We start from the raw sequence: 17,861 nt of genomic DNA on the forward strand, positions 1-17,861 counted from the left end.
TCGGAGGCCGGAATGACAAAAAAAATTTACTTATTTATTTTCATTTTTCATTTTCATAATCTCATCCGCCTTAATCTTGGCTTCTTGCTCTAAAAAATATTTATTCACTCCGGGTATGAGCATCAGCCATTTTTTAATCAGCTTGATGATATCGCCGATATTCACTTTAGCCTTGCTTAAAAGCTGGTTGATTTTTCTGGCGGTCTCTTCTCCGGCTTTTTTAAACTCTTGGCGCTTGGCCGGAGTTAAGCTTAAATAAATGTCCGCCAGGCCTGAAACCAAAATATTCTCCACCTGCTTCTGCCGTCTGGCCGCCGGAGCGATAATACCGGTCGCCGGTGCGATAACGGCCGCGGGCCGGTTTTCCGCCTGCGCGATTTCACTTGCTACCGTTTGCCTGGATTGCTCCAGATTATTTATTTTTTCTTCGCTGCCAATCCGCTCCAGGCTTTGTTTTAATTTATCGCCATCAACCAAAGGCTTTTCATTTAACGAAAGCTTTTCTCCGCTCGCTATCTCCGGTTTAATATCCGCCATATGATTAAAAAATTACTTGTTTAGAAGTAATGATATTATAACATAAAATAATAAAAAATTAAAATCGCCAAACATATTTCCACATTTCCATAAAATTATGCTATAATAAAACCAACTAAATCTCTTATCAATATTCCCATGCCAAAATTCAAAAAAATTTCTAAAAACATCCAGCAAGTTACCATCGCTAATCCGCAAAAAACCCATTCAATTGACTGGATAAACATTAATAATGCCGGTAAGGCGGAAATTGAATTTTTGAGAAAAAAATATAATTTTAAACTGTCCCAGCTCGCCGCTTCCTCGGCCAAATCAAACTCCCAAAGGCCGATTATCGCCCGCGAACCGAATTATATCTTCATGATCTTGCACTTTCCGGTCATGGCTAATTATCCGAGCGACAAGCCAGAAAACAACGGCCGGATTATGGCCGCGGAAATTGAATTCTTCATCGGCCATGGCTTTTTAATAAGCTTGCCGAGCGCGCCGATTGAGCCCTTGAATGATTTTTTTAATTTATGCAAAAAGGATTCGGGGTCGCTCCTGTCTTACGAATTTGAATCTTCGGCCATTTTGCTTTATGAAATTTTAAACAAACTGCTTAAATACAGCTACATACTTTTAGATAATAACAGCATCGCCATAGCGCGCGCCGAGCAGATTATCTTAAGCGAAGACCAAAAAAAATCAGCCGCCTTGATTTTTAACCTAAGGCACAACCTGATTAATACCCGCAAAATCATGCAAAACCATAAAAATATCATTAAACAGCTGATGGCCATGGAATCAAGCATTATTCCGCGGGAACACTTAAAAAAATATTACGGCGAGCTGATTGAACAGACGAAAAATATTTGGGAAACTTTAGAAAACCAGCGGGAGATGGTTGAAGTGCTCCATGATTCTTACGAATCAATAGCCAATTACCACTTAGGCAATATTATGAAAACTTTGACTATTTTTTACGTGACTTTCTCCTCCTTAACTCTGATCGCCGCGATTTTCAGCATAAAAGCCGATCAGGGCATGCCCTTTATCAATTACCAGAATAACTTTTGGATAATTTTGGGCATCATGGGCCTGGCCGGGCTATCCATGCTGCTACTATTTAAAAAGAAAAAATGGCTGTAGATTTCACAGCCAACTGCACCTAACACAAAAATCCGACTGCTGTCGGATTTTTTAAATTAAAAAAAATTCAAAATCACCCGGGGGTTCGGGGGTTGGAGTTGGCGCCAAGGCTTACAGCAGGAAGATAAATCAATAAGATAGCCAACCTGCCTGCCGGCGAGGCAGGTCGGAAACCCCCGAGACTTTTTGCTTACTTTTTAGTCATAAAAAGTAAGTCCTAGCGAAGCGTTAACTGAACATGATGTATCACTAAAAGTTATTTTTATTTTAAAACCTTTTTAATATCCTCTATATTTTCCACTTTAACTAATTCCTGCCTTAACTTGCCGGCATTAGGCAGCCCGGACACATACCAGCATAAATGCTTGCGCATTTCAATTATCCCCTGCTTGCCTTTTAACTTATAGGCTAGTTCCGCGTGCTTTAAAGCTGTTTGAAAAATTAATTTTTTTGTTATGGGTTGCGAGTTATGAGTTACGAGTTGCGAGAAAATCCACGGCCTGCCTAAGGCGCCCTGGCCGATGCCTAGGCCGTCCGCGCCGGTTTTATTCAACAGTTCTTCGGCGCTAGCTCGGTCTTTAACTCCCCCGTTGGCTAAAATAATCCCTTTGAAATATTTTTTAGCCTGCCTAATTATTTCCCAGTCCACGCTGCCGCTATGTCCTTGCGCCAAACTCCTGCCATGAATCATGACAGCGGCTACGGGCAAATCTTTTATGCTTTCCAGAAAATCCAAAGCCGTTATCCGTCCAACCACTGAACGGCATTTTATAGACACCGGCAAATCAGTATTTTTTATTACCGCTTCAATAATTTTACGCGCTAATTTTAAATCGTTCATCAGTGCGGCGCCGGCTCCCTGTCTCGCCACTTTTTTTACCGGACAACCGAAATTTATGTCAATACCGTCAGGCTTAATCTTTCCGGTAATAAATTCAGCGGCTTGCGCGAAGTGCTCCGGCTTGCCGCCGAACAGCTGTATCACGAACGGCCGCTCTTTTTTATCAAACTTCATTAATGCTAAAGTTTTCTTAGAATTATAAACGATAGCCGTGGCGCTGATCATTTCGCTGTAAACAACGTCGGCGCCGAATGATTTGCAGATTTGCCGAAAGGCCGAATCCGCTACTCCGGCCATAGGCGCCAAAGCATAAATTGGTTTTTTTATTTTTGATTTATCCTGCGTAGCCTTGGCGAAGGAGGACCAAAAATTTTTTACCCTATTGGAAGCAATATTTTTTTGTTTAACCATATAATTTGAAAATTTGATGATTTTGTGATTCAACTATTTTATATTTTAATTCTAACGGGGTGAATAAAAAATGCGCGCCGTTTCTGATTAAGAAGCAGCGCGCGGTTGATAATTACTCCTCATCCCCCTCTTCGTTTTCAGGGCGCGAGTGCCGTGCTTGGTTAAATGCTTCTACAAATGGGACGGTACAAACAGTAATTAAAAAAACTGCCGCAATATATTCCCAGATACCTGTTCTGCTTAAAAAATTCATAATTGCTTCCATGAGCACTCCTCCTTTTATTTTTTCGTAATTCTTTGTCCGTTTTTAGTATCTTCAATATTATAGCCTAATTTTTCAATTTGCCAGCGCAGTTTATCCGATTCTTCAAAATTTTTATCTTGCCTGGCTTTTTCTCTGGCTCTGATTATTTTCTCAATTTCAACCGGAACTTTTTCTTCTTTTAACGCGCCGGCCAAGCCCAACCCTAAAACTTTATCAAAATCTAAAATCGTCGCTAATTTTTCCTCGTCTTTAATCTCTGACTTTAAAACTTCTTGGATTATAGCTAGCGCTTGCGGCGTATTTAAATCATCGTTAATCGCCCGCGAAAACTTTTCTTTAAAATTAGAATTTATACTTGCTACTTTATACTTTATACTTTTAACTTTTAACTCTTTTAGCTGATTATATAAATGTTTTAATCCTTCCGTTGCCGCCCCTAGCGCCTCCCAGCTAAAATTCATTACTTTGCCATAGCCGGTTTGTAAACATAAAAATCTAAAGGCTAAAGGGCTGATTTTCTTTTCTGCCAAATCTTTAAGCGTATAAAAATTATTAAACCGTTTGCTCATCTTTTTTCCATCCACTAACAAATATTCATTATGCAGCCAATAATTTACCGGCCTTTTGCATTTATATCCGATGACGCTTTGGTGTATTTCATTTTCATGATGAGGAAATTTTAAATCAACGCCGCCGGTGTGAATGTCAAAAGGCATGCCTAACTCGGCCTGGCCCATGGCCGAGCATTCAATATGCCAGCCGGGCCGACCGGGTAATTTTTGCCCGTCAAGCTCAAACTGCCATGACGGCTCCCCTTGTTTTTGCCCTTTCCATAAAACAAAATCTTGAACATTGTCTTTTTCATATTCATCGCTGTCTATCCTAGCGCCTGATTTTAATTTTGAGACGTCAATATCAACTAATAAGCCGTATTTGTGTTTCTGGCTGTATTTAACTACGTCAAAATAAACCGAACCGTCTTTTATGTAAGCTAAGCCGGATTTAAAAATTTTCGCGACTAACTCCTGCATTTTTTCAATATATTCAGTCGCTCGAGTTATTTTAATCTGCTGTTTTTCAATATTTAATTTTTCCAAATCCTGCCAAAAATAATTTTCAAATTCAGCCGTAAATTTTTTTAAAGCTTGCATCGGGGGCATGTCCGGATATTTTATTTTTGAATCCCTGATGGTTTTATCGTCAACGTCGGTAATATTCATAACCCATTTAACTTTTTTTTCGCCAAAATTATATTTTAAAACTCTATTTAAAATATCGGCAAAAACATAAGCCCTTAAATTGCCGACATGGGCGTAATTATAAACCGTGGGCCCGCAAGTATATAATCCGACTGCCCCCTGTCCTTTATAAGGAGAGGGTCGGGGTGAGGTTTTAATCGGCTTGAATTCCTCTCTTTTGCGGCTAAGCGTATTGTATAAAAATAGTTTATTCATAATTTTGCCCCCTTTATTAAAGGGGGTTAGGCCGCGCCCGCAACGCTTCGCTTGCGAGGCGGGCGGGGGGATTTTACCTTGTTTTTATTCTACCCCACCGCCCTTTTTTAGGCAAGAAAAAGCCGTACGGAAATTAAATCTTCCGTACGGCCGTATAGGTGGAGTTACTTTATTTTTCAATATACTCCACATTCGTAACTTCATTATACTCCGGTATTTTTGCCTCGGGCACGGAGTGGACTTTAAAGGTTGCTAACTCCTCTGCCCTTTTTAGTAAAAAATTCGGTAAAAACCCGACATATATCGGACTGTTCGGATCTTTATCATATACCGACAAGATACTTGGCTCATCGGCGCCTTTTAAATAATATGCTCGATCAAATTTATAAGTTGTTCCCGGCTTTAATTCATTGAAGGGCACCAATTTGCCAAATTTATTATTTTGGCTAATTAATATCCCTGCTATAAAAGCCCCGGCCGCCGCACAGATGGTTGGAAAAAAAATTAAGAAGGGATTAATAGTTTCTGATGCCGAATTAACTAAAATTGACATCAATACTATACCAATAGCCATAAGAATCGGAACTGCTAAACATAATATCTTTACCCCACCGGATAATTTTATCATTCTTTCCTCCTTTTTTGCCTTATCGGCGTTTTTATGTTTATAATAGCTTGTTATTTAAAAAGACCGCGCATTACTTTTCACAATTTCGCCCGCAGTTAGTATTACGTACGGGCAAAAAGTAAAAATTAATATGTTGTTATATTATTGATTGGGCTAAATTTATGAAATTTTCGTGAGATTACTGCAGTTAGGCTTGGAAAAATTGTTTTTATCGCGCATACGAAATTGTAGCGACCGCAGGGAGCCCAAATTTCGTCTAAGCAAAAAAAACAATTTTTCCAAGCCTAACGTATAACTACAATATTATTTCAATTTTCCTACCGCTTATTTTTGTATCCCCGCCTCCTCAGTGAAATATGCTCTGCATTTCACGGGGCTAGCCGCGGGGATGACAAAAAATATATATTACAAATACTTCTCCGGATCTACGCTCGCGCCATTTAGCAATACTTCAAAATGCAGATGCGCTCCGTTGGTATATGGTCCGGCGCCGGGCGTACCCGGCTTGCCGCCCGATAAGCCGATAATACCGCGCTGTTTAACCTGGTCGCCGACTTTAACGTCAAGGTGCGATAAATGGGCGTATCTGGTTATTAGGCCGTTGCCGTGGCTGATGGCGATATAACTCGCCTGATCGCTTGAGCCGTCGACAACTTCAATGACCGTGCCGGCGCCGGCCGCCTTGACCGAAGTGCCTTGGGATACGGCTATGTCTATGCCCGTATGTTCGCCGACAGAATCTTTATAAGGATAATTAGTGTCATGCCAGCCGTAAGTTATGGCGCCGCTAACCGGCTTAATAAACGTTTTCGCCGTACCATTATTAGGCTGGCCGTTATCTTCGCTGGCGCCGGTAGCGATGGTGAATTTATAGCTGTCAGTCGGGTCGCCGTTGATAAGCGCGCTGACTTTTGAAGATTTGCCTCGCGCCTTAAAATCGCTGAAATAAATATCCATATTTTTATCGGCGATTAATTCGCTGGTTTTAACATGGACATCAAAGACGGCTTCTTCTCCGGCCTTAACTACAAAGCCGCCTAAGCTGATTTTATTGGCGCCGGCTACCGGCCGGGTAATCGTACTGCCGGCGGTTTTTTGCTTATCGCGATTAATTACTTTTAAATTGCTGTAGCCTAAGCTATAGGTTAATTCCCGGTCAGCCGAATTAATGGTAATTGACTCTAACTTTAAATCTTCAATGCCTGAATTTTTAACTTTAAAGCCGGCGACGACATTGTCATTTTCGCCCTTGGTTACGAAGCCTTCGGTAACTTTGGTAATCTCCGCCGAGGCCGGGCCGAAAGCGGTCTTATGGCTGTTAACATTTAAATTATTAACCACAGCCGGTATTAAAGAATTATTGTTAACCGCGGCTAAATTGCTGATCGCCAACTGGACTTCCGAAGCTTTAAGGTCGGTTTCCGTATCGGCGTAAACTTTTATTTCCGCTCTGGCGCCTGACTTTAAAATATATTTAAAGCCGGCGGCGGTTAAGTCATTTGAATAAGGATTTTTAATCTCTTTAATTTTGGTTGAACCGATATAAAACTTTAAATTGCTGAAGCCGTTGTCAAAAGAAATCACGCCCGAGCTAGCGCCGCCGCGGGCAAAAGTCAAATCGGTTATTTTAGTATCGCCGCCGGCCGCGCCCTCTACGATAAAGCTGGCGATCTTAATATTTTTTTGCCCCTTGATAAAAGCCTGATCGCCTAAGTCATTATTAGGATAAAGATAAAGGCTGGATTTACTGATCATTAATTTAGCGCCGGCGATATTAACCGTATCGGAGAAGGAAGCGCCGCTCCCAATGCTATAATCAAGGCTGTTTAAAATTATTTTGTAATAGCCGCCGTTGGACACGCTCTCCGGCACCTTAGTGACTAAAGCAACAACTAAATTTTGCTTGGCCGCTAAATTCAGTTCGCCTAAATCAACGCTAGCTTTGCCGTTATTAAATTCATCGCCGTCAAAATTATCATAAACTTCGCCGCTATTATAATTAACCAAGTAGATAACCCCGGTTAAATTAGGCGAGGCGCTATTTTTTTCCAAACTAAAAGTCAAGCGATTTAAGCTTATTTTTTGGTTATTATTCCTGATTTCAAAATTGCCGATAATTACGCCGGTCTGCTTGGTGAAAACTTTATTATTGGCCTTTAGCTCTTTGGCCGTAACGCCGACCGCTTCCCTTTTAATGGTTATATTTTCTTCAAGATTGGCTATACTGACATACAAGCTATAGTTTCCCTGGGAGCTTAAAACTTTAGCTTCTTTAAGATAAAGATTGATCAGCTTGCCGTCGCCGCCGATAACATCGGCGGAAACGGTGAAAGTTTCATCGCCGCCTTTTTTGATTTTATAATTGTTTAATTTAAAAACTATTTCCTTATCGCCAGCCGCTTCGGAAACGGTAGAAATAATTTGGCCGGCTTTATTTTTTAACTTGAAGTTATTTAAACTGGGCACGATAACCTTGCTCTGATTGGAAAATTTTAATTCTTTGACGAAAACATCGGATCGGCTGGAAGTTTCAGCTAAATTGAATTTACCGATATTTTTTTCCGTTGAGCCGATAATCGCCTGATTATTATTAATGCCTAAAGACTGCTCGCTAACGGCAACGCTTTCTAAAACTCCGACTCCGGAGATAAGCTTAAAGGTTTCTCCGGCTAAAGGAAAGGCGCCTAAAGCTTTGGCGCCAGTAATACTCGCGGCCTGGCTGATAACGACCGAGAAGGCCTGATTAGCAACCTCGGCCGAGTTATCGTTAAAATCTACATAAACTTTTAATTTTTTGGTTTCACCCGAATTAATAACCATCGGCTTATTCGTAAAATTAAAAATCGCCTGCCTGCCATGCAACCTAAAATAAGCCGGATATTCAATATCGCTTTCATCGGTTAAATAAAATTTTTTGATTACTTCTTGATTAAAAAAGCCTTTTAAATCTAAAACCAAATTTGTAATTTCCACCTGTCGGCCGTCAGCTTTTAAATTAAAAACAGCCGTTAAATTATCTTGCGTGCCAATAGCCAAATAATCAGGCCCCGGACTGGAAGCGTCTAAAGCAACCGACAGCGGATTATCGCTATAATCTCCGATTGCGCCGGCGGCTTTGAAGTCGGCCGTATCATATTCGGCTAAGTCGGCCTGGGCGATTGTTACGATGTCCGGCCATTTAAAGCCTGAATCAATAAACTGCTGGGCCGATTCAATTACGGCTTTCCGGCCGTTAGCAATATAATAAACGGCTTTATCGTTACCGGCTTTAACCAGTTTAACTTCCGGCCATTTATTTAATTCCGCCTGGCTGATAACTTTAATATCGCTCCATTTATTGCCATAAGCTAAAAAGGCCTTAGCGCTTACATAAGATTTTTTAACTCCGCGCGCGTGATCTAAATAATATACCGTTGGATTATCGGCAGTTTTAACCTGTTTAATTTCAGAATTGACGCCATAAGCCGCCCCGGCGATTTGCGCGTTAATAGCTAAACAACCGATAATAACAGTAATAATTACGGCAAAAATGAATAATTTTTTAGCTAATATTAAAGTATTAAACATATAATATAGTTATAAATTTAAATAACTTATTACTATATCATATATTGAACATTATGTCAAATAACTAGCGAACAAACCGTTTGCCGGCCTTGCGAGCGGGCATATAATTTTTAGCTTGAATTTGCCGTTAAAAAAACGGCATGTTTGAGCCGTTAGGCGAGTTTGCCGTTTTTAGGCAAATTAAAGCGGCCCAGAGGCAAAAATTATTCTAAACGCGAACAAGGCTGGCAAACGGCCAAACTAAAAAATCCTCCGATTAAGGAGGATCTAAAAATTAACAATAATTTTTATCAGCTCAATCCGACCTCGTCAATCACCACCATTTTTCTGCCGTCTAAAATACCGTAGAGAAATATATCGGTAATATCGCGGCGGTATTTAAATTCTTGGCTGTCAAAAACCGTGAAATTAATTTCTTTGCCTAGCTCAACTTCCAATTCCCCGATTAGCTTTACCAGCTTAATCTTATTAATTTTTCCCACAATCAGTATATCAATCAAGGTATTGGGGTTATTGACGAAAATACCGGTTAAAACCAAAAGTTTTACTTTGCCGATAGAGTTAAGTTTTCGCACGAAATCTTTTTCGTATAAAATCTGCGCTTTAACGATTAAAGCCTTAATCTCGTCGAATAAAACAAAATTAGGATTGGCGCGGAAATATTTTTTCTCTTGTCCTCCGGAGCCTTGGCACAGGGGGGCTTGACCGCCGGCCGCTTCCTTGGCGCCTTTCCCCTCTTCTTCATTTTTCATATCTGACGTTAAAATGCCGAACTTTTCCAAATTCTCAAGTTCCCGCCTAACCGAATTAAGCTGAAGCTTAAGATCGCGAGATAATTGCCTGATATAAAATTTCTCCGTAGGATTTAAGAGAAACAGCTTTAATATTTTAACTCTGGCGTTTGAGCCGAATAATTTTTCTAGCATATTTTAAATTATTACTGCGGTTTATCTTAACTAATATCCATTATTCTCTTTTCTCTGAATTTATTGTATAATAAACTTATCATTTAGTCAAAGCTAATGTTTTTCAATGTTAGTTTAATTTTTGTTTATAATTATGAATTACAAAATAGCCCAATTCATCATAACTCCCGGCCAGCGCCATGAGCTAATCCATGAAATTTATATCGCCCAGCCGGACGCCAATAAAGAAGCTTTAGCCGGAAAACTGTTTGCTTTGATTGAGATTGAAGCAAAAAAAGCCGACAGCCTTAAAATCATTAATTTTTTAATTAACACCCTTAACCATAATTATTACCAAAACGAAAAAATGATCCTGCGCGAACGGGTTTCGAGCATTAAGATAGAGCATATCTTTGAATCGGCTTTAGCTAAGACTAATAAAAAATTAGCGGAATTTTTACAAAGCGAGAAAATTAAATTAAACCCCGGTCTGGCCAATATTACCATCGGCGTAATCTATAACGACAGCTTGCATTTTTCCAATTTAGGAAAAAATAAAGCTCTTCTGGTCTATAAAAGTAAAGCCGAAGACAGCGCCAAATATAAATTAGCCGATATCACCGAGCAGACGGACAAAGGAGAAGCGAAAAAACCAACGAATTTAATCAAGCTATTTTCTAACGTCACGAGCGGCGCTTTGCCCCGCGGCGGCTATTTTATTTTCACTAACGAAACGTTTTCCGAATACCTTTCAGCCAAGCAGATTATCAGCATTATAACTACCCTGCCCCCGGCCAGCGCGGCCGAGCAAATTAAAAATACGCTAAGCAAAATCAACGCTTACGTGCCTTTTCTGGGAATTATCATAAAAAATACCGCTGGCCTGGAAATGCCGGAAATAAAAATCAAAGCGCCGGCCGCCTCGACTAAAATTTCCATTGAAAACTTAACCGCCACGGAAGATCAGACTGAAAAATTACTTACTCCTTCCGGGCTGATTAACGCTAAAAAATGGTCGTCTCTTTTTAATAACTTAACCGGGCGCCTTAACTTAGGGCGAACCGATAAAATCAGCGGCCGGGCGTTTTTACTTAAAGATAAAATTTTCTCCGGAAAAAGGTCAAACTGGTTTTCACTTAAAAAAATCTTTAATTCTTTAAAAAATTATCTGGCTCTCTTAATCAGTTTTTCCGTTTATATTTTTAGGCTATTAACGAGCAAAGAGAAGCTAGCCGAATTTTTTAATCAATCGCTTTCCGGCGCGAAAAATTTCTACCTAAAAATTAAAACAACGTCGTTTAAATCATATTTCTGGTTTAAAAATCTCGGCAAAATAAATAAAATCTTGCTATCGGTCTTTTTGCTCTGCTTGATAATTTTTTCTTCTAGCCTGGCCTGGCAGGGCATAAAAAATAAGCAAGCCAAAGATCAAACTGCTATCAGCCAATTAACCGCGGCCATTGAGCAAAAACAAAATCAAATTGACGCCAGCCTGTTATACAACAATGAGGCCGGGGCCAAAAAACTGCTTGAAGAAGTTAAAGCGCTGATAGCGGAATTGCCCCAGAAAAACCAAGCGCAAAAAGACCAATATAACGCCTTGATAGCCAAGCACCAAGTACAAATTGAAAAAATAAGCCGGGTTATCCGCGCCGACGCGACCGAAGTGGCTAATTTTATCAACCTTAACCCTAACGCTAAACCGACCAACATCGCGCTGGCCCAAGATAAAATCTTTGCCGCCGACGCGGGAGAAAATTCAATTTACACTATTGACCTAAAAAGTAAACTCGTTACGGCCATAAATTTGGCCGATCAAAATATAAGCAAGCTTGATTTCCCCAATGCTGATAAAAATAATAATATCTCATATTTTAACGCCGGCAGCGTTGTTGTTCTTGACGCCAAAACAGAAAAATTATCAATTTTGGAAATTGACTATCCGGTTAAACCGCAGAAAATAATTGATTTTAAGCAATACAATAGCCGTTATTATCTGGCCGACGCGCTTAACGGGCAAGTTTACCGTTTTTCAAAAACCGACTCTAAGCTAACCGGCGCGGCTGGCTGGCTAAACACCCAGGAAGATTTAACCGGCGCGACTAGCCTTGATATTGACGGCAATGTTTATCTCTTAAAAAATAACGGAGAAATTTCTAAATACAGCAAAGGCAAAAAACAAGAATTTTCAATTTCTCCGATTGAGCCGAATTTCAGCCAAGCGGCTAAACTTACTGTCTCCCAAGAGCTGGATTACCTTTATGTTTTTGAGCCGGCCGGCAAAAGATTGGTTGTCTTTAATAAAAACGGTGATTTTATCAATCAATATACCAGCGATAAATTCGGTAGCTTAACGGATTTTCAAGTTGATGAAGCCAATAAAAAAATATATTTCTTAAACGGCGCCGCGGTTTATTCAATTGAGGCCGTGCATTTAAATAAATAAACACTAATTGAATCTATAAATAAAAACGTTCCGCTAATCGGAACGTTTTTATTTTATTTAATTCTTAACGCTTATTTTAGGGTAACTTTGGCGCCGGCCTCTTCCAATCTCTTTTTCATGGCTTCGGCATCTTCCTTTTTAACGCCTTCTTTAAGCATTTTAGGAGCGCCGTCAACCAAATCTTTAGCGTCCTTTAAGCCCATCTCGGTTAATTCACGGACTGCCTTAATAACCGCGATCTTATTTGAGCCGGCTTCGATTAATTCAACGTTGAAGCTGGTTTTTTCTTCAACCTCGGCGGCTGCCGTGGCTGGGCCGGCCATCATCATGGCCGGAGCGGCGGCGGAAACGCCGAATTTCTTTTCTAAAATTTTAACCAATTCGGCTAAATCCAAAACCGACATTTTTTCAATGGTCTCAACCAATGATTTGAATTTTTCAGGCACTTCAATTTGAGTGTCTTCGTTTTTAATTTCTTCTGGCATAAATTTTGTTTAATTATTTATTATATAAATTATTTATTTTTTCTCCCCGACTGCTTTTAAGACATTAACCAGATTTCTAATATTGCCGGCTAAAGCGTTAACCAAGCCGGAAACCGGCGCGTTGATTGAACCGACGATCTTAGCGTATAACTCCTGCTTAGACGGTAAAGTGGCTAAGTTAGCGACTTCGCTCATGCCAATATATTTATTCTCCAAAATGCCGCCGATAAATTCAATTTTTCCCTCTTTGTCTTTTTCTTTTTTAAATTGGCCGACTATCTTGGCCGGAGAAACTTCATCGCTATAGCCGAAAATCGCGGCGATTTGCCCTTCAAACTTCTTTATATCCAGGCCGGCGATTGCCTTGTCTTTTAAGGCCAGGCTGAATAAAGTTTTCTTGGCTACGTAATATTCATTATTTTCTTGGCGCAATTTCGCTCTTAAATCTTCGTTTTCTTTAACGGTTAAACCGCTGTATTTGGCGAAAATAATGGATTTGGCTTTGGCGATTTTATCGCCCAGCTCTCTTAAAATCGTTCTTTTTTGTTCTTTTGTCTTAGGCATATTCTAAATTTTAGTTTAAATTAAAAAAATCTGCGAAAAGCGCAGACTAAAAGATTAGCTAAGATTAGCTTTGTCTCGGCAGGATTTATTCCTCTTCTAGGAACCTGCTGTCTGCGACTATTTAAATTTACTTATAGTTTAACATTTTTATATTTTATGTCAAGAGCCCGGCCCTATTTTTCTTTGCTAAACAAATATTTTTGCCAAAAAAACATAATTAAGAATACTATTATCAATAAGATTACATCTGCCGCGTCCAGAGAGCTTCTAGCCATATAAATCAGTAGGCCCAATAATATCGGCGTTGTAAAAACGATTATGTCTGATATTAATTTATGAAAAACATTAAGATAAAGCACTAATTCAGTATTGTCTTCGCTTTTCCTCTTTTTTATTTCTGATCTGGTCATTTTCAGCCTAATTAAAAAGATAACCCCAAAAAACGCCAAAGGCACCATAGCTTTCATGAATAACGTAAAAATCGCGAAACGGTCGCCGGCGATAAAATAAAAAACGCAAAAAGCTATTAATAAAACGAGAAAAATTAAATTTAAAAAATCCAGTAATAAATCTTTAGACGACATAAAATTATTTTAAATATTTATACTTGTTTATATTATGCTCTTCTAAGGTCTTACTGTAAATAGTCTTGCCGGTCGACGGGTCGCTTAAAAAATAATTGTAGCCGGTAAATTCCGGATAGATCGCGGCTTTAATGGCGTTAAGTCCGGGGTTGGCAATCGGTCCGGACGGCAAGCCGCGGTACTTATAAGTATTATAAGGCGAATCAATCCTCGTGTCTTCATAACTATATTGCGCCTTGCTAACGCCTAGGATATAAGCAAGTGTAGCGCAGGACTCTAAGCCCTGGCCGTTTTTAATCCGGTCCCAAAAAATTCCAGAAACAATTTTCATATCCTCGGTTGACCTTACTTCTTTTTCAATTACCGAAGCCATGGTGACAATTTCATAAATCGTCTTTTTTTGCCTTTTAATTTCCGCTCTCATTTCCGGCGTTAGCTTTTTATCAAAATTATCCAGCATTTTAAAAATAACTCCCTCAACCGCGGTATCATTAAATATGCGGTAAGTGTCAGGAAATAAATAACCTTCTAAAGTCGCCTCCTTAGGCGCGTCATTAAAAAAATCCGGCTTAGCGAAACTGAATTTCCATCCGCTAAGCGGCGAGGCGGCTAAAGCCGTAAAATCTTTAGCCGAGATGATATTATTTTTTTCAAAATAAGAAGCGATGTCTTTATTATTCCAACCTTCAATTATCCTAATGGATTTTTCCCGGCTGACCGCCGCGCCTAAAGTTAATATTTTTATTATCTCTTTAGCGCTTAGCTTCGGGCTGATTAAATATTCGCCGGCTTTAATAATATCACCGGAGCCGATTTCATGCTTAAAATAAAATTCCGACCTGATCAAATTATTTATACGCAAATTTTTCGCTACCTGATTTATTGTTTCGCCTTTGCCCACTGAAAAAACTTGCTCTTGGCCGTTAGCGTCCACGGGCGAATTTAAATTTTGCCAATATAAAAAACCGCCGATCACGATAACCGCAACTATAATTATTAACTTTTTCAGCATAAATTATTTTTTAAGCGATCTTTTTTTAGCCGCCTCGGCGATTAAAGTTGAACTAGAACGAATTTTTTTTCCCATGCCTTTATCTATTATTTTAATATTCAAACGGCGACAAACAGGCGTCTCCGGAATATTGCTCGCATTTCGATCACCGCCTTTGGCAAATATATCGGGCTTTATTTTAGCTAGTGATTTACAGATTGAGGCGTCACGGTCAATAGAAAGAAAAACTTTATCCACCCATTTAATGGCTGAAACTATTTTCATCCGGTCGGCCTGATTTAAAAATGGCACTCTGCCTTTTAATTTTACTTGATAGTCGTTATTAACTATCACCACTAGCTGGTCGCCCAATTTCTTAGCTTTCTCTATCATCTCTAAATGGCCGACATGCAGAGGATTAAAATAGCCGCTGACGGCTACGGTAATTTTCTTTTTCATGTTTAATTATAGATTAATTTTTATATTATTATTTTATCAAATGAAGTTAATTCTGACAATGCTTGCTTTTAGCTGAAAAATGTGCTATAATTACTTTATAGTCAAAAGTTGACAAAAAACAAAAATAAAGATAAAAATAAAAATGGTTAAAAAAATAAGCGGGCGGCTGGCTTTTGCATATGGCGGCGGCTCAAAACAATCAATTAGGCTTAAATTCAAGTTATCTCTATTGGGTATGCTCGTAGGGATTTTTTTATTGCCTAATTCGGCTTATCTATCCGCGATTACTCCTGAAGAAATAATCGCCCTGACCAACCAAGAGAGGGTGGAGGCCGGCCTTAATGCCTTAACCGCCAACCAGCTATTAACTCAAGCCGCCATAGCCAAGGGCCAAGCCATTTTAGAATCCCAGACTTTTAAGCATAATATTGCTGACAGGAAATTTTCCTCATGGATCCGCGAAACCGGCTATAATTATTCTTACGTGGGTGAAAATTTAGCCATTGATTTTGTAACGAGCGCTGGCGTAGTGGAAGCTTGGAAAAATTCACCACTGCATAAAAAAAATATTTTAAGCCCTTACTATAAAGAAATCGGCATTTCGGCTATTCAAGGAAAATTTCAGGGCCAAGACACAACCATAGTCGTGCAAATATTCGGCGCGCCGCCGGTTGGTTCGGTCCAGCCTTTATCGCTGGATTCCGGGCTAAGCTCCGTTAACTCAAATATTAATTTTTTAGAAACAAATTTTAGCGATTACGAACTCGCGCGCGCGGAAAATTTACTAACCCACTCCATACTTAATCAAAAATTACTGCCGGCCTATGACAGTAAATTAATTTTACCGGCTGAAAATAATCCGGCCGCTAACGTGAACACATTTATTATACAGCTTAAATCTTACGCCTCGCTTAATAATTTTTTAATAATCTTTACTTCTTTAACTTTAATATATCTCTTAATTTCTTTATACTACTATTATTTTTTCAAAATTAATAAACTTACTGCCATATAATATGCTGCAAATTTTAATTGCGCCGCTGGCGGCCGCTTTAATCGCCCAGTTTGCGAAACTCTTCATAAAATCAAACAACTTAAAATTTGATTGGCAATCAATTTCCTCTTACTCCGGCATGCCGTCAAGCCACGCGGCCATGATTATCTCTTTAACTGCTAGCATCGGCCTTACGCAAGGCTTTAGCTCTCCCCTATTTTTCGTCTCTATAATTTTATGTTTTTTTATCATCCGCGACGCGCTAGGCCTTAGAAATTATGTCGGACAGCACGGACAAATTCTAAATAATTTAATCAGAGACTTAAACAATAATAAAATCATCACTAAAGAAAAATATCCTCTTCTGGTTGAAAAGATCGGCCATACGCCGGCGCAAATTATCGCCGGCGCGGCGCTAGGCTTTTTAATCAGCCTGATTATCTTTTATATTTTTTAATCCGCGATAACCGCTCTAATAAAAAAGCCGCCCGTTTCAAACAGGGCGGTTTTTTGTGCTCGCGGCCGGCCGAACTAATCCTAATAATTGTCCATGCCAACCTTGGCCGCCGATATAACAATAATACACCACTTATTATCTTTGATATTTATATATCCATACATCGCCAATATAATCGCATCCCGAGCATACTCCTCCGGCATAGCCTGCGCAATTTCCCCAAGACCAGACCGCTCTAAAAGATGGCCCATAATTTGTATGCGTAATGAATGTTGATGAATTTGGCGTTGAACTTATTTGATTAAAAGATTGCATAATAGCACACCACCCGGTGGTAAAAGTGCTACCATACATATTCATATTCCAATAAGCACTAGAAATAGTGCCAACACCAATAGCCAAACTACTATAATGCTCGCGAGCCGCCGGGACTTCATAATAGGTATACTGGCAAGAAGCAGTATTCGGCTGGCATGAGCTATTGCAGCTCAAACTTCCTCCGCTCCAGCCTAAGCCTACGCAAGTCGCTCCATTAAGGTTGCTGCCGTCGCAATGCTCGCTACCATTAATTACCCCGTCTCCGCACCAACCGCCGGTCCAATGGCAACTAGTGCAACCCCACTGATTATTAATTGAGGTGCCGGTACCAGCTCCATCACACTGTTCGCCGCCATTAGTAACCCCGTCCCCGCACCAGCTATTAGCCAAAACATGAATAGTGAAATTACTGCTGGCCATAACATTACAGCCATTGTTCGTAGTGGCTCTGACTATGACATTTTTGTCTCCTGGATCATTAACGTTGTCTGTGGGCGTGCCCTGGATAGCGCCGGTAGCTGGATTAATAGTCAGCCAGGCCGGATTATTAAACAGGCTGTAAGTTACGGGCGTGGGCGTGGTAACGCTGGCCGTAGCGTTGAATTGCACCGGGCCATAATACACAAACGGTGCCGGATAAGTGTAGATCGTGCTGTCGGGGATGGGATTGACAATAAAACTCTCATTAGCCACGGTTAAAGTAAAAGTTCTGGTGGTTTCGGCTGAATAGGGAGAGATTGTTTGATCGTAAAATTCATCTCTAGCCGCGGCGGTAAAGTCATAATCCCCGGCCGGTACGTTAGGCGTGCCGGTGATCTTGCCGC

At 39.9% G+C, this 17,861-nt stretch carries 17 protein-coding genes and 1 other annotated feature; of the genes, 4 read left to right on the forward strand and 13 right to left on the reverse strand.

The genetic code is table 11. The features are described from left to right. Positions 1-30 precede the first annotated feature (30 nt). A complete protein-coding gene (locus tag WC639_03580; GenBank protein ID MFA6306859.1) occupies positions 31-537 on the reverse strand; it encodes a hypothetical protein in 507 nt (168 codons plus the stop codon). Positions 538-675: 138 nt separating this feature from the next. On the opposite strand from WC639_03580, the gene WC639_03585 reads away from it, so the two are divergent. Beyond that, positions 676-1,668: a CorA family divalent cation transporter gene (locus tag WC639_03585; protein ID MFA6306860.1), complete on the forward strand. Its 993-nt coding sequence runs from the start codon at positions 676-678 to the stop codon at positions 1,666-1,668. Between the two features lie 262 nt (positions 1,669-1,930). Here the strand turns inward: WC639_03585 and WC639_03590 are convergent, their stop codons facing one another. From WC639_03590 to WC639_03615, 6 genes are all read right to left on the reverse strand, one after another. Then, positions 1,931-2,920, reverse strand: coding sequence for a tRNA-dihydrouridine synthase (locus tag WC639_03590; GenBank protein MFA6306861.1), 990 nt, complete (start codon positions 2,918-2,920; stop codon positions 1,931-1,933). A 112-nt stretch (positions 2,921-3,032) separates the two neighbouring features. After that, the gene (locus tag WC639_03595; GenBank protein MFA6306862.1) at positions 3,033-3,185 is read right to left on the reverse strand and encodes a hypothetical protein; all 153 of its coding nucleotides are present in this window, start codon (positions 3,183-3,185) and stop codon (positions 3,033-3,035) included. 14 nt (positions 3,186-3,199) lie between these two features. After that, complete coding sequence (cysS, locus tag WC639_03600; protein MFA6306863.1) at positions 3,200-4,639, reverse strand: cysteine--tRNA ligase; 1,440 nt, start codon at positions 4,637-4,639, stop codon at positions 3,200-3,202. 169 nt (positions 4,640-4,808) lie between these two features. Then, complete coding sequence (locus WC639_03605; protein ID MFA6306864.1) at positions 4,809-5,267, reverse strand: hypothetical protein; 459 nt, start codon at positions 5,265-5,267, stop codon at positions 4,809-4,811. A gap of 405 nt (positions 5,268-5,672) precedes the next feature. Further along, on the reverse strand, positions 5,673-8,834 hold the full coding sequence (locus tag WC639_03610; protein MFA6306865.1) for a M23 family metallopeptidase: 3,162 nt from the start codon (positions 8,832-8,834) through the stop codon (positions 5,673-5,675). A gap of 290 nt (positions 8,835-9,124) precedes the next feature. After that, complete coding sequence (locus WC639_03615; GenBank protein MFA6306866.1) at positions 9,125-9,760, reverse strand: hypothetical protein; 636 nt, start codon at positions 9,758-9,760, stop codon at positions 9,125-9,127. Between the two features lie 133 nt (positions 9,761-9,893). Between WC639_03615 and WC639_03620 the strand changes: the two genes are divergently transcribed. Continuing rightward, entirely contained in the window at positions 9,894-12,185 is a 2,292-nt protein-coding gene (locus WC639_03620) for a hypothetical protein (protein MFA6306867.1), read from the forward strand. 71 nt (positions 12,186-12,256) lie between these two features. Here the strand turns inward: WC639_03620 and rplL are convergent, their stop codons facing one another. The 5 genes from rplL to WC639_03645 form a co-directional block, all read right to left on the reverse strand. After that, on the reverse strand, positions 12,257-12,670 hold the full coding sequence (gene rplL, locus WC639_03625) for a 50S ribosomal protein L7/L12 (GenBank protein ID MFA6306868.1): 414 nt from the start codon (positions 12,668-12,670) through the stop codon (positions 12,257-12,259). Positions 12,671-12,703: 33 nt separating this feature from the next. Then, positions 12,704-13,234 (reverse strand): 50S ribosomal protein L10, encoded by a 531-nt coding sequence (gene rplJ, locus WC639_03630; protein MFA6306869.1) that lies wholly within the window; start codon positions 13,232-13,234, stop codon positions 12,704-12,706. 12 nt (positions 13,235-13,246) lie between these two features. Then, positions 13,247-13,369: a sequence feature (ribosomal protein L10 leader region), on the reverse strand. Between the two features lie 38 nt (positions 13,370-13,407). Next, positions 13,408-13,818 carry a hypothetical protein gene (locus WC639_03635; protein MFA6306870.1) on the reverse strand — a complete coding sequence of 137 codons (411 nt, stop codon included), beginning with the start codon at positions 13,816-13,818 and terminating at the stop codon, positions 13,408-13,410. Between the two features lie 4 nt (positions 13,819-13,822). Beyond that, the gene (gene mltG / locus WC639_03640) at positions 13,823-14,830 is read right to left on the reverse strand and encodes an endolytic transglycosylase MltG (GenBank protein ID MFA6306871.1); all 1,008 of its coding nucleotides are present in this window, start codon (positions 14,828-14,830) and stop codon (positions 13,823-13,825) included. 3 nt (positions 14,831-14,833) lie between these two features. Continuing rightward, entirely contained in the window at positions 14,834-15,268 is a 435-nt protein-coding gene (locus WC639_03645) for an adenylyltransferase/cytidyltransferase family protein (protein ID MFA6306872.1), read from the reverse strand. A gap of 142 nt (positions 15,269-15,410) precedes the next feature. Here WC639_03645 and WC639_03650 point away from each other — a divergent pair, with 142 nt between their 5' ends. Together WC639_03650 and WC639_03655 are read left to right on the forward strand one after the other, a co-directional pair. Beyond that, positions 15,411-16,283 (forward strand): CAP domain-containing protein, encoded by an 873-nt coding sequence (locus tag WC639_03650; GenBank protein ID MFA6306873.1) that lies wholly within the window; start codon positions 15,411-15,413, stop codon positions 16,281-16,283. Between the two features lies 1 nt (position 16,284). Further along, entirely contained in the window at positions 16,285-16,719 is a 435-nt protein-coding gene (locus WC639_03655; protein ID MFA6306874.1) for a divergent PAP2 family protein, read from the forward strand. A gap of 135 nt (positions 16,720-16,854) precedes the next feature. Here WC639_03655 and WC639_03660 read toward each other — a convergent pair. Continuing rightward, a partial coding sequence (locus WC639_03660) for an Ig domain-containing protein (protein MFA6306875.1) occupies positions 16,855-17,861 on the reverse strand: 1,007 nt, incomplete at its 5' end.

The organism is Patescibacteria group bacterium, from assembly GCA_041662965.1.
In the GTDB taxonomy this organism is placed as follows: domain Bacteria; phylum Patescibacteriota; class Patescibacteriia; order Patescibacteriales; family GWC2-42-12; genus JACPHD01.

What these genes read in the sequence shown, in the direction of transcription:
- WC639_03590 (MFA6306861.1), bottom strand. Translation starts at nt 2,920, where the DNA reads ATGGTTAAACAAAAAAATATTGCTTCCAATAGGGTAAAAAATTTTTGG.
- cysS (MFA6306863.1), bottom strand. Translation starts at nt 4,639, where the DNA reads ATGAATAAACTATTTTTATACAATACGCTTAGCCGCAAAAGAGAGGAA.
- rplJ (MFA6306869.1), bottom strand. Translation starts at nt 13,234, where the DNA reads ATGCCTAAGACAAAAGAACAAAAAAGAACGATTTTAAGAGAGCTGGGC.
- WC639_03620 (MFA6306867.1), top strand. Translation starts at nt 9,894, where the DNA reads ATGAATTACAAAATAGCCCAATTCATCATAACTCCCGGCCAGCGCCAT.
- WC639_03580 (MFA6306859.1), bottom strand. Translation starts at nt 537, where the DNA reads ATGGCGGATATTAAACCGGAGATAGCGAGCGGAGAAAAGCTTTCGTTA.
- WC639_03650 (MFA6306873.1), top strand. Translation starts at nt 15,411, where the DNA reads ATGGTTAAAAAAATAAGCGGGCGGCTGGCTTTTGCATATGGCGGCGGC.
- mltG (MFA6306871.1), bottom strand. Translation starts at nt 14,830, where the DNA reads ATGCTGAAAAAGTTAATAATTATAGTTGCGGTTATCGTGATCGGCGGT.
- WC639_03595 (MFA6306862.1), bottom strand. Translation starts at nt 3,185, where the DNA reads ATGGAAGCAATTATGAATTTTTTAAGCAGAACAGGTATCTGGGAATAT.
- WC639_03610 (MFA6306865.1), bottom strand. Translation starts at nt 8,834, where the DNA reads ATGTTTAATACTTTAATATTAGCTAAAAAATTATTCATTTTTGCCGTA.
- WC639_03655 (MFA6306874.1), top strand. Translation starts at nt 16,285, where the DNA reads ATGCTGCAAATTTTAATTGCGCCGCTGGCGGCCGCTTTAATCGCCCAG.
- WC639_03645 (MFA6306872.1), bottom strand. Translation starts at nt 15,268, where the DNA reads ATGAAAAAGAAAATTACCGTAGCCGTCAGCGGCTATTTTAATCCTCTG.
- WC639_03585 (MFA6306860.1), top strand. Translation starts at nt 676, where the DNA reads ATGCCAAAATTCAAAAAAATTTCTAAAAACATCCAGCAAGTTACCATC.
- WC639_03605 (MFA6306864.1), bottom strand. Translation starts at nt 5,267, where the DNA reads ATGATAAAATTATCCGGTGGGGTAAAGATATTATGTTTAGCAGTTCCG.
- rplL (MFA6306868.1), bottom strand. Translation starts at nt 12,670, where the DNA reads ATGCCAGAAGAAATTAAAAACGAAGACACTCAAATTGAAGTGCCTGAA.
- WC639_03635 (MFA6306870.1), bottom strand. Translation starts at nt 13,818, where the DNA reads ATGTCGTCTAAAGATTTATTACTGGATTTTTTAAATTTAATTTTTCTC.
- WC639_03615 (MFA6306866.1), bottom strand. Translation starts at nt 9,760, where the DNA reads ATGCTAGAAAAATTATTCGGCTCAAACGCCAGAGTTAAAATATTAAAG.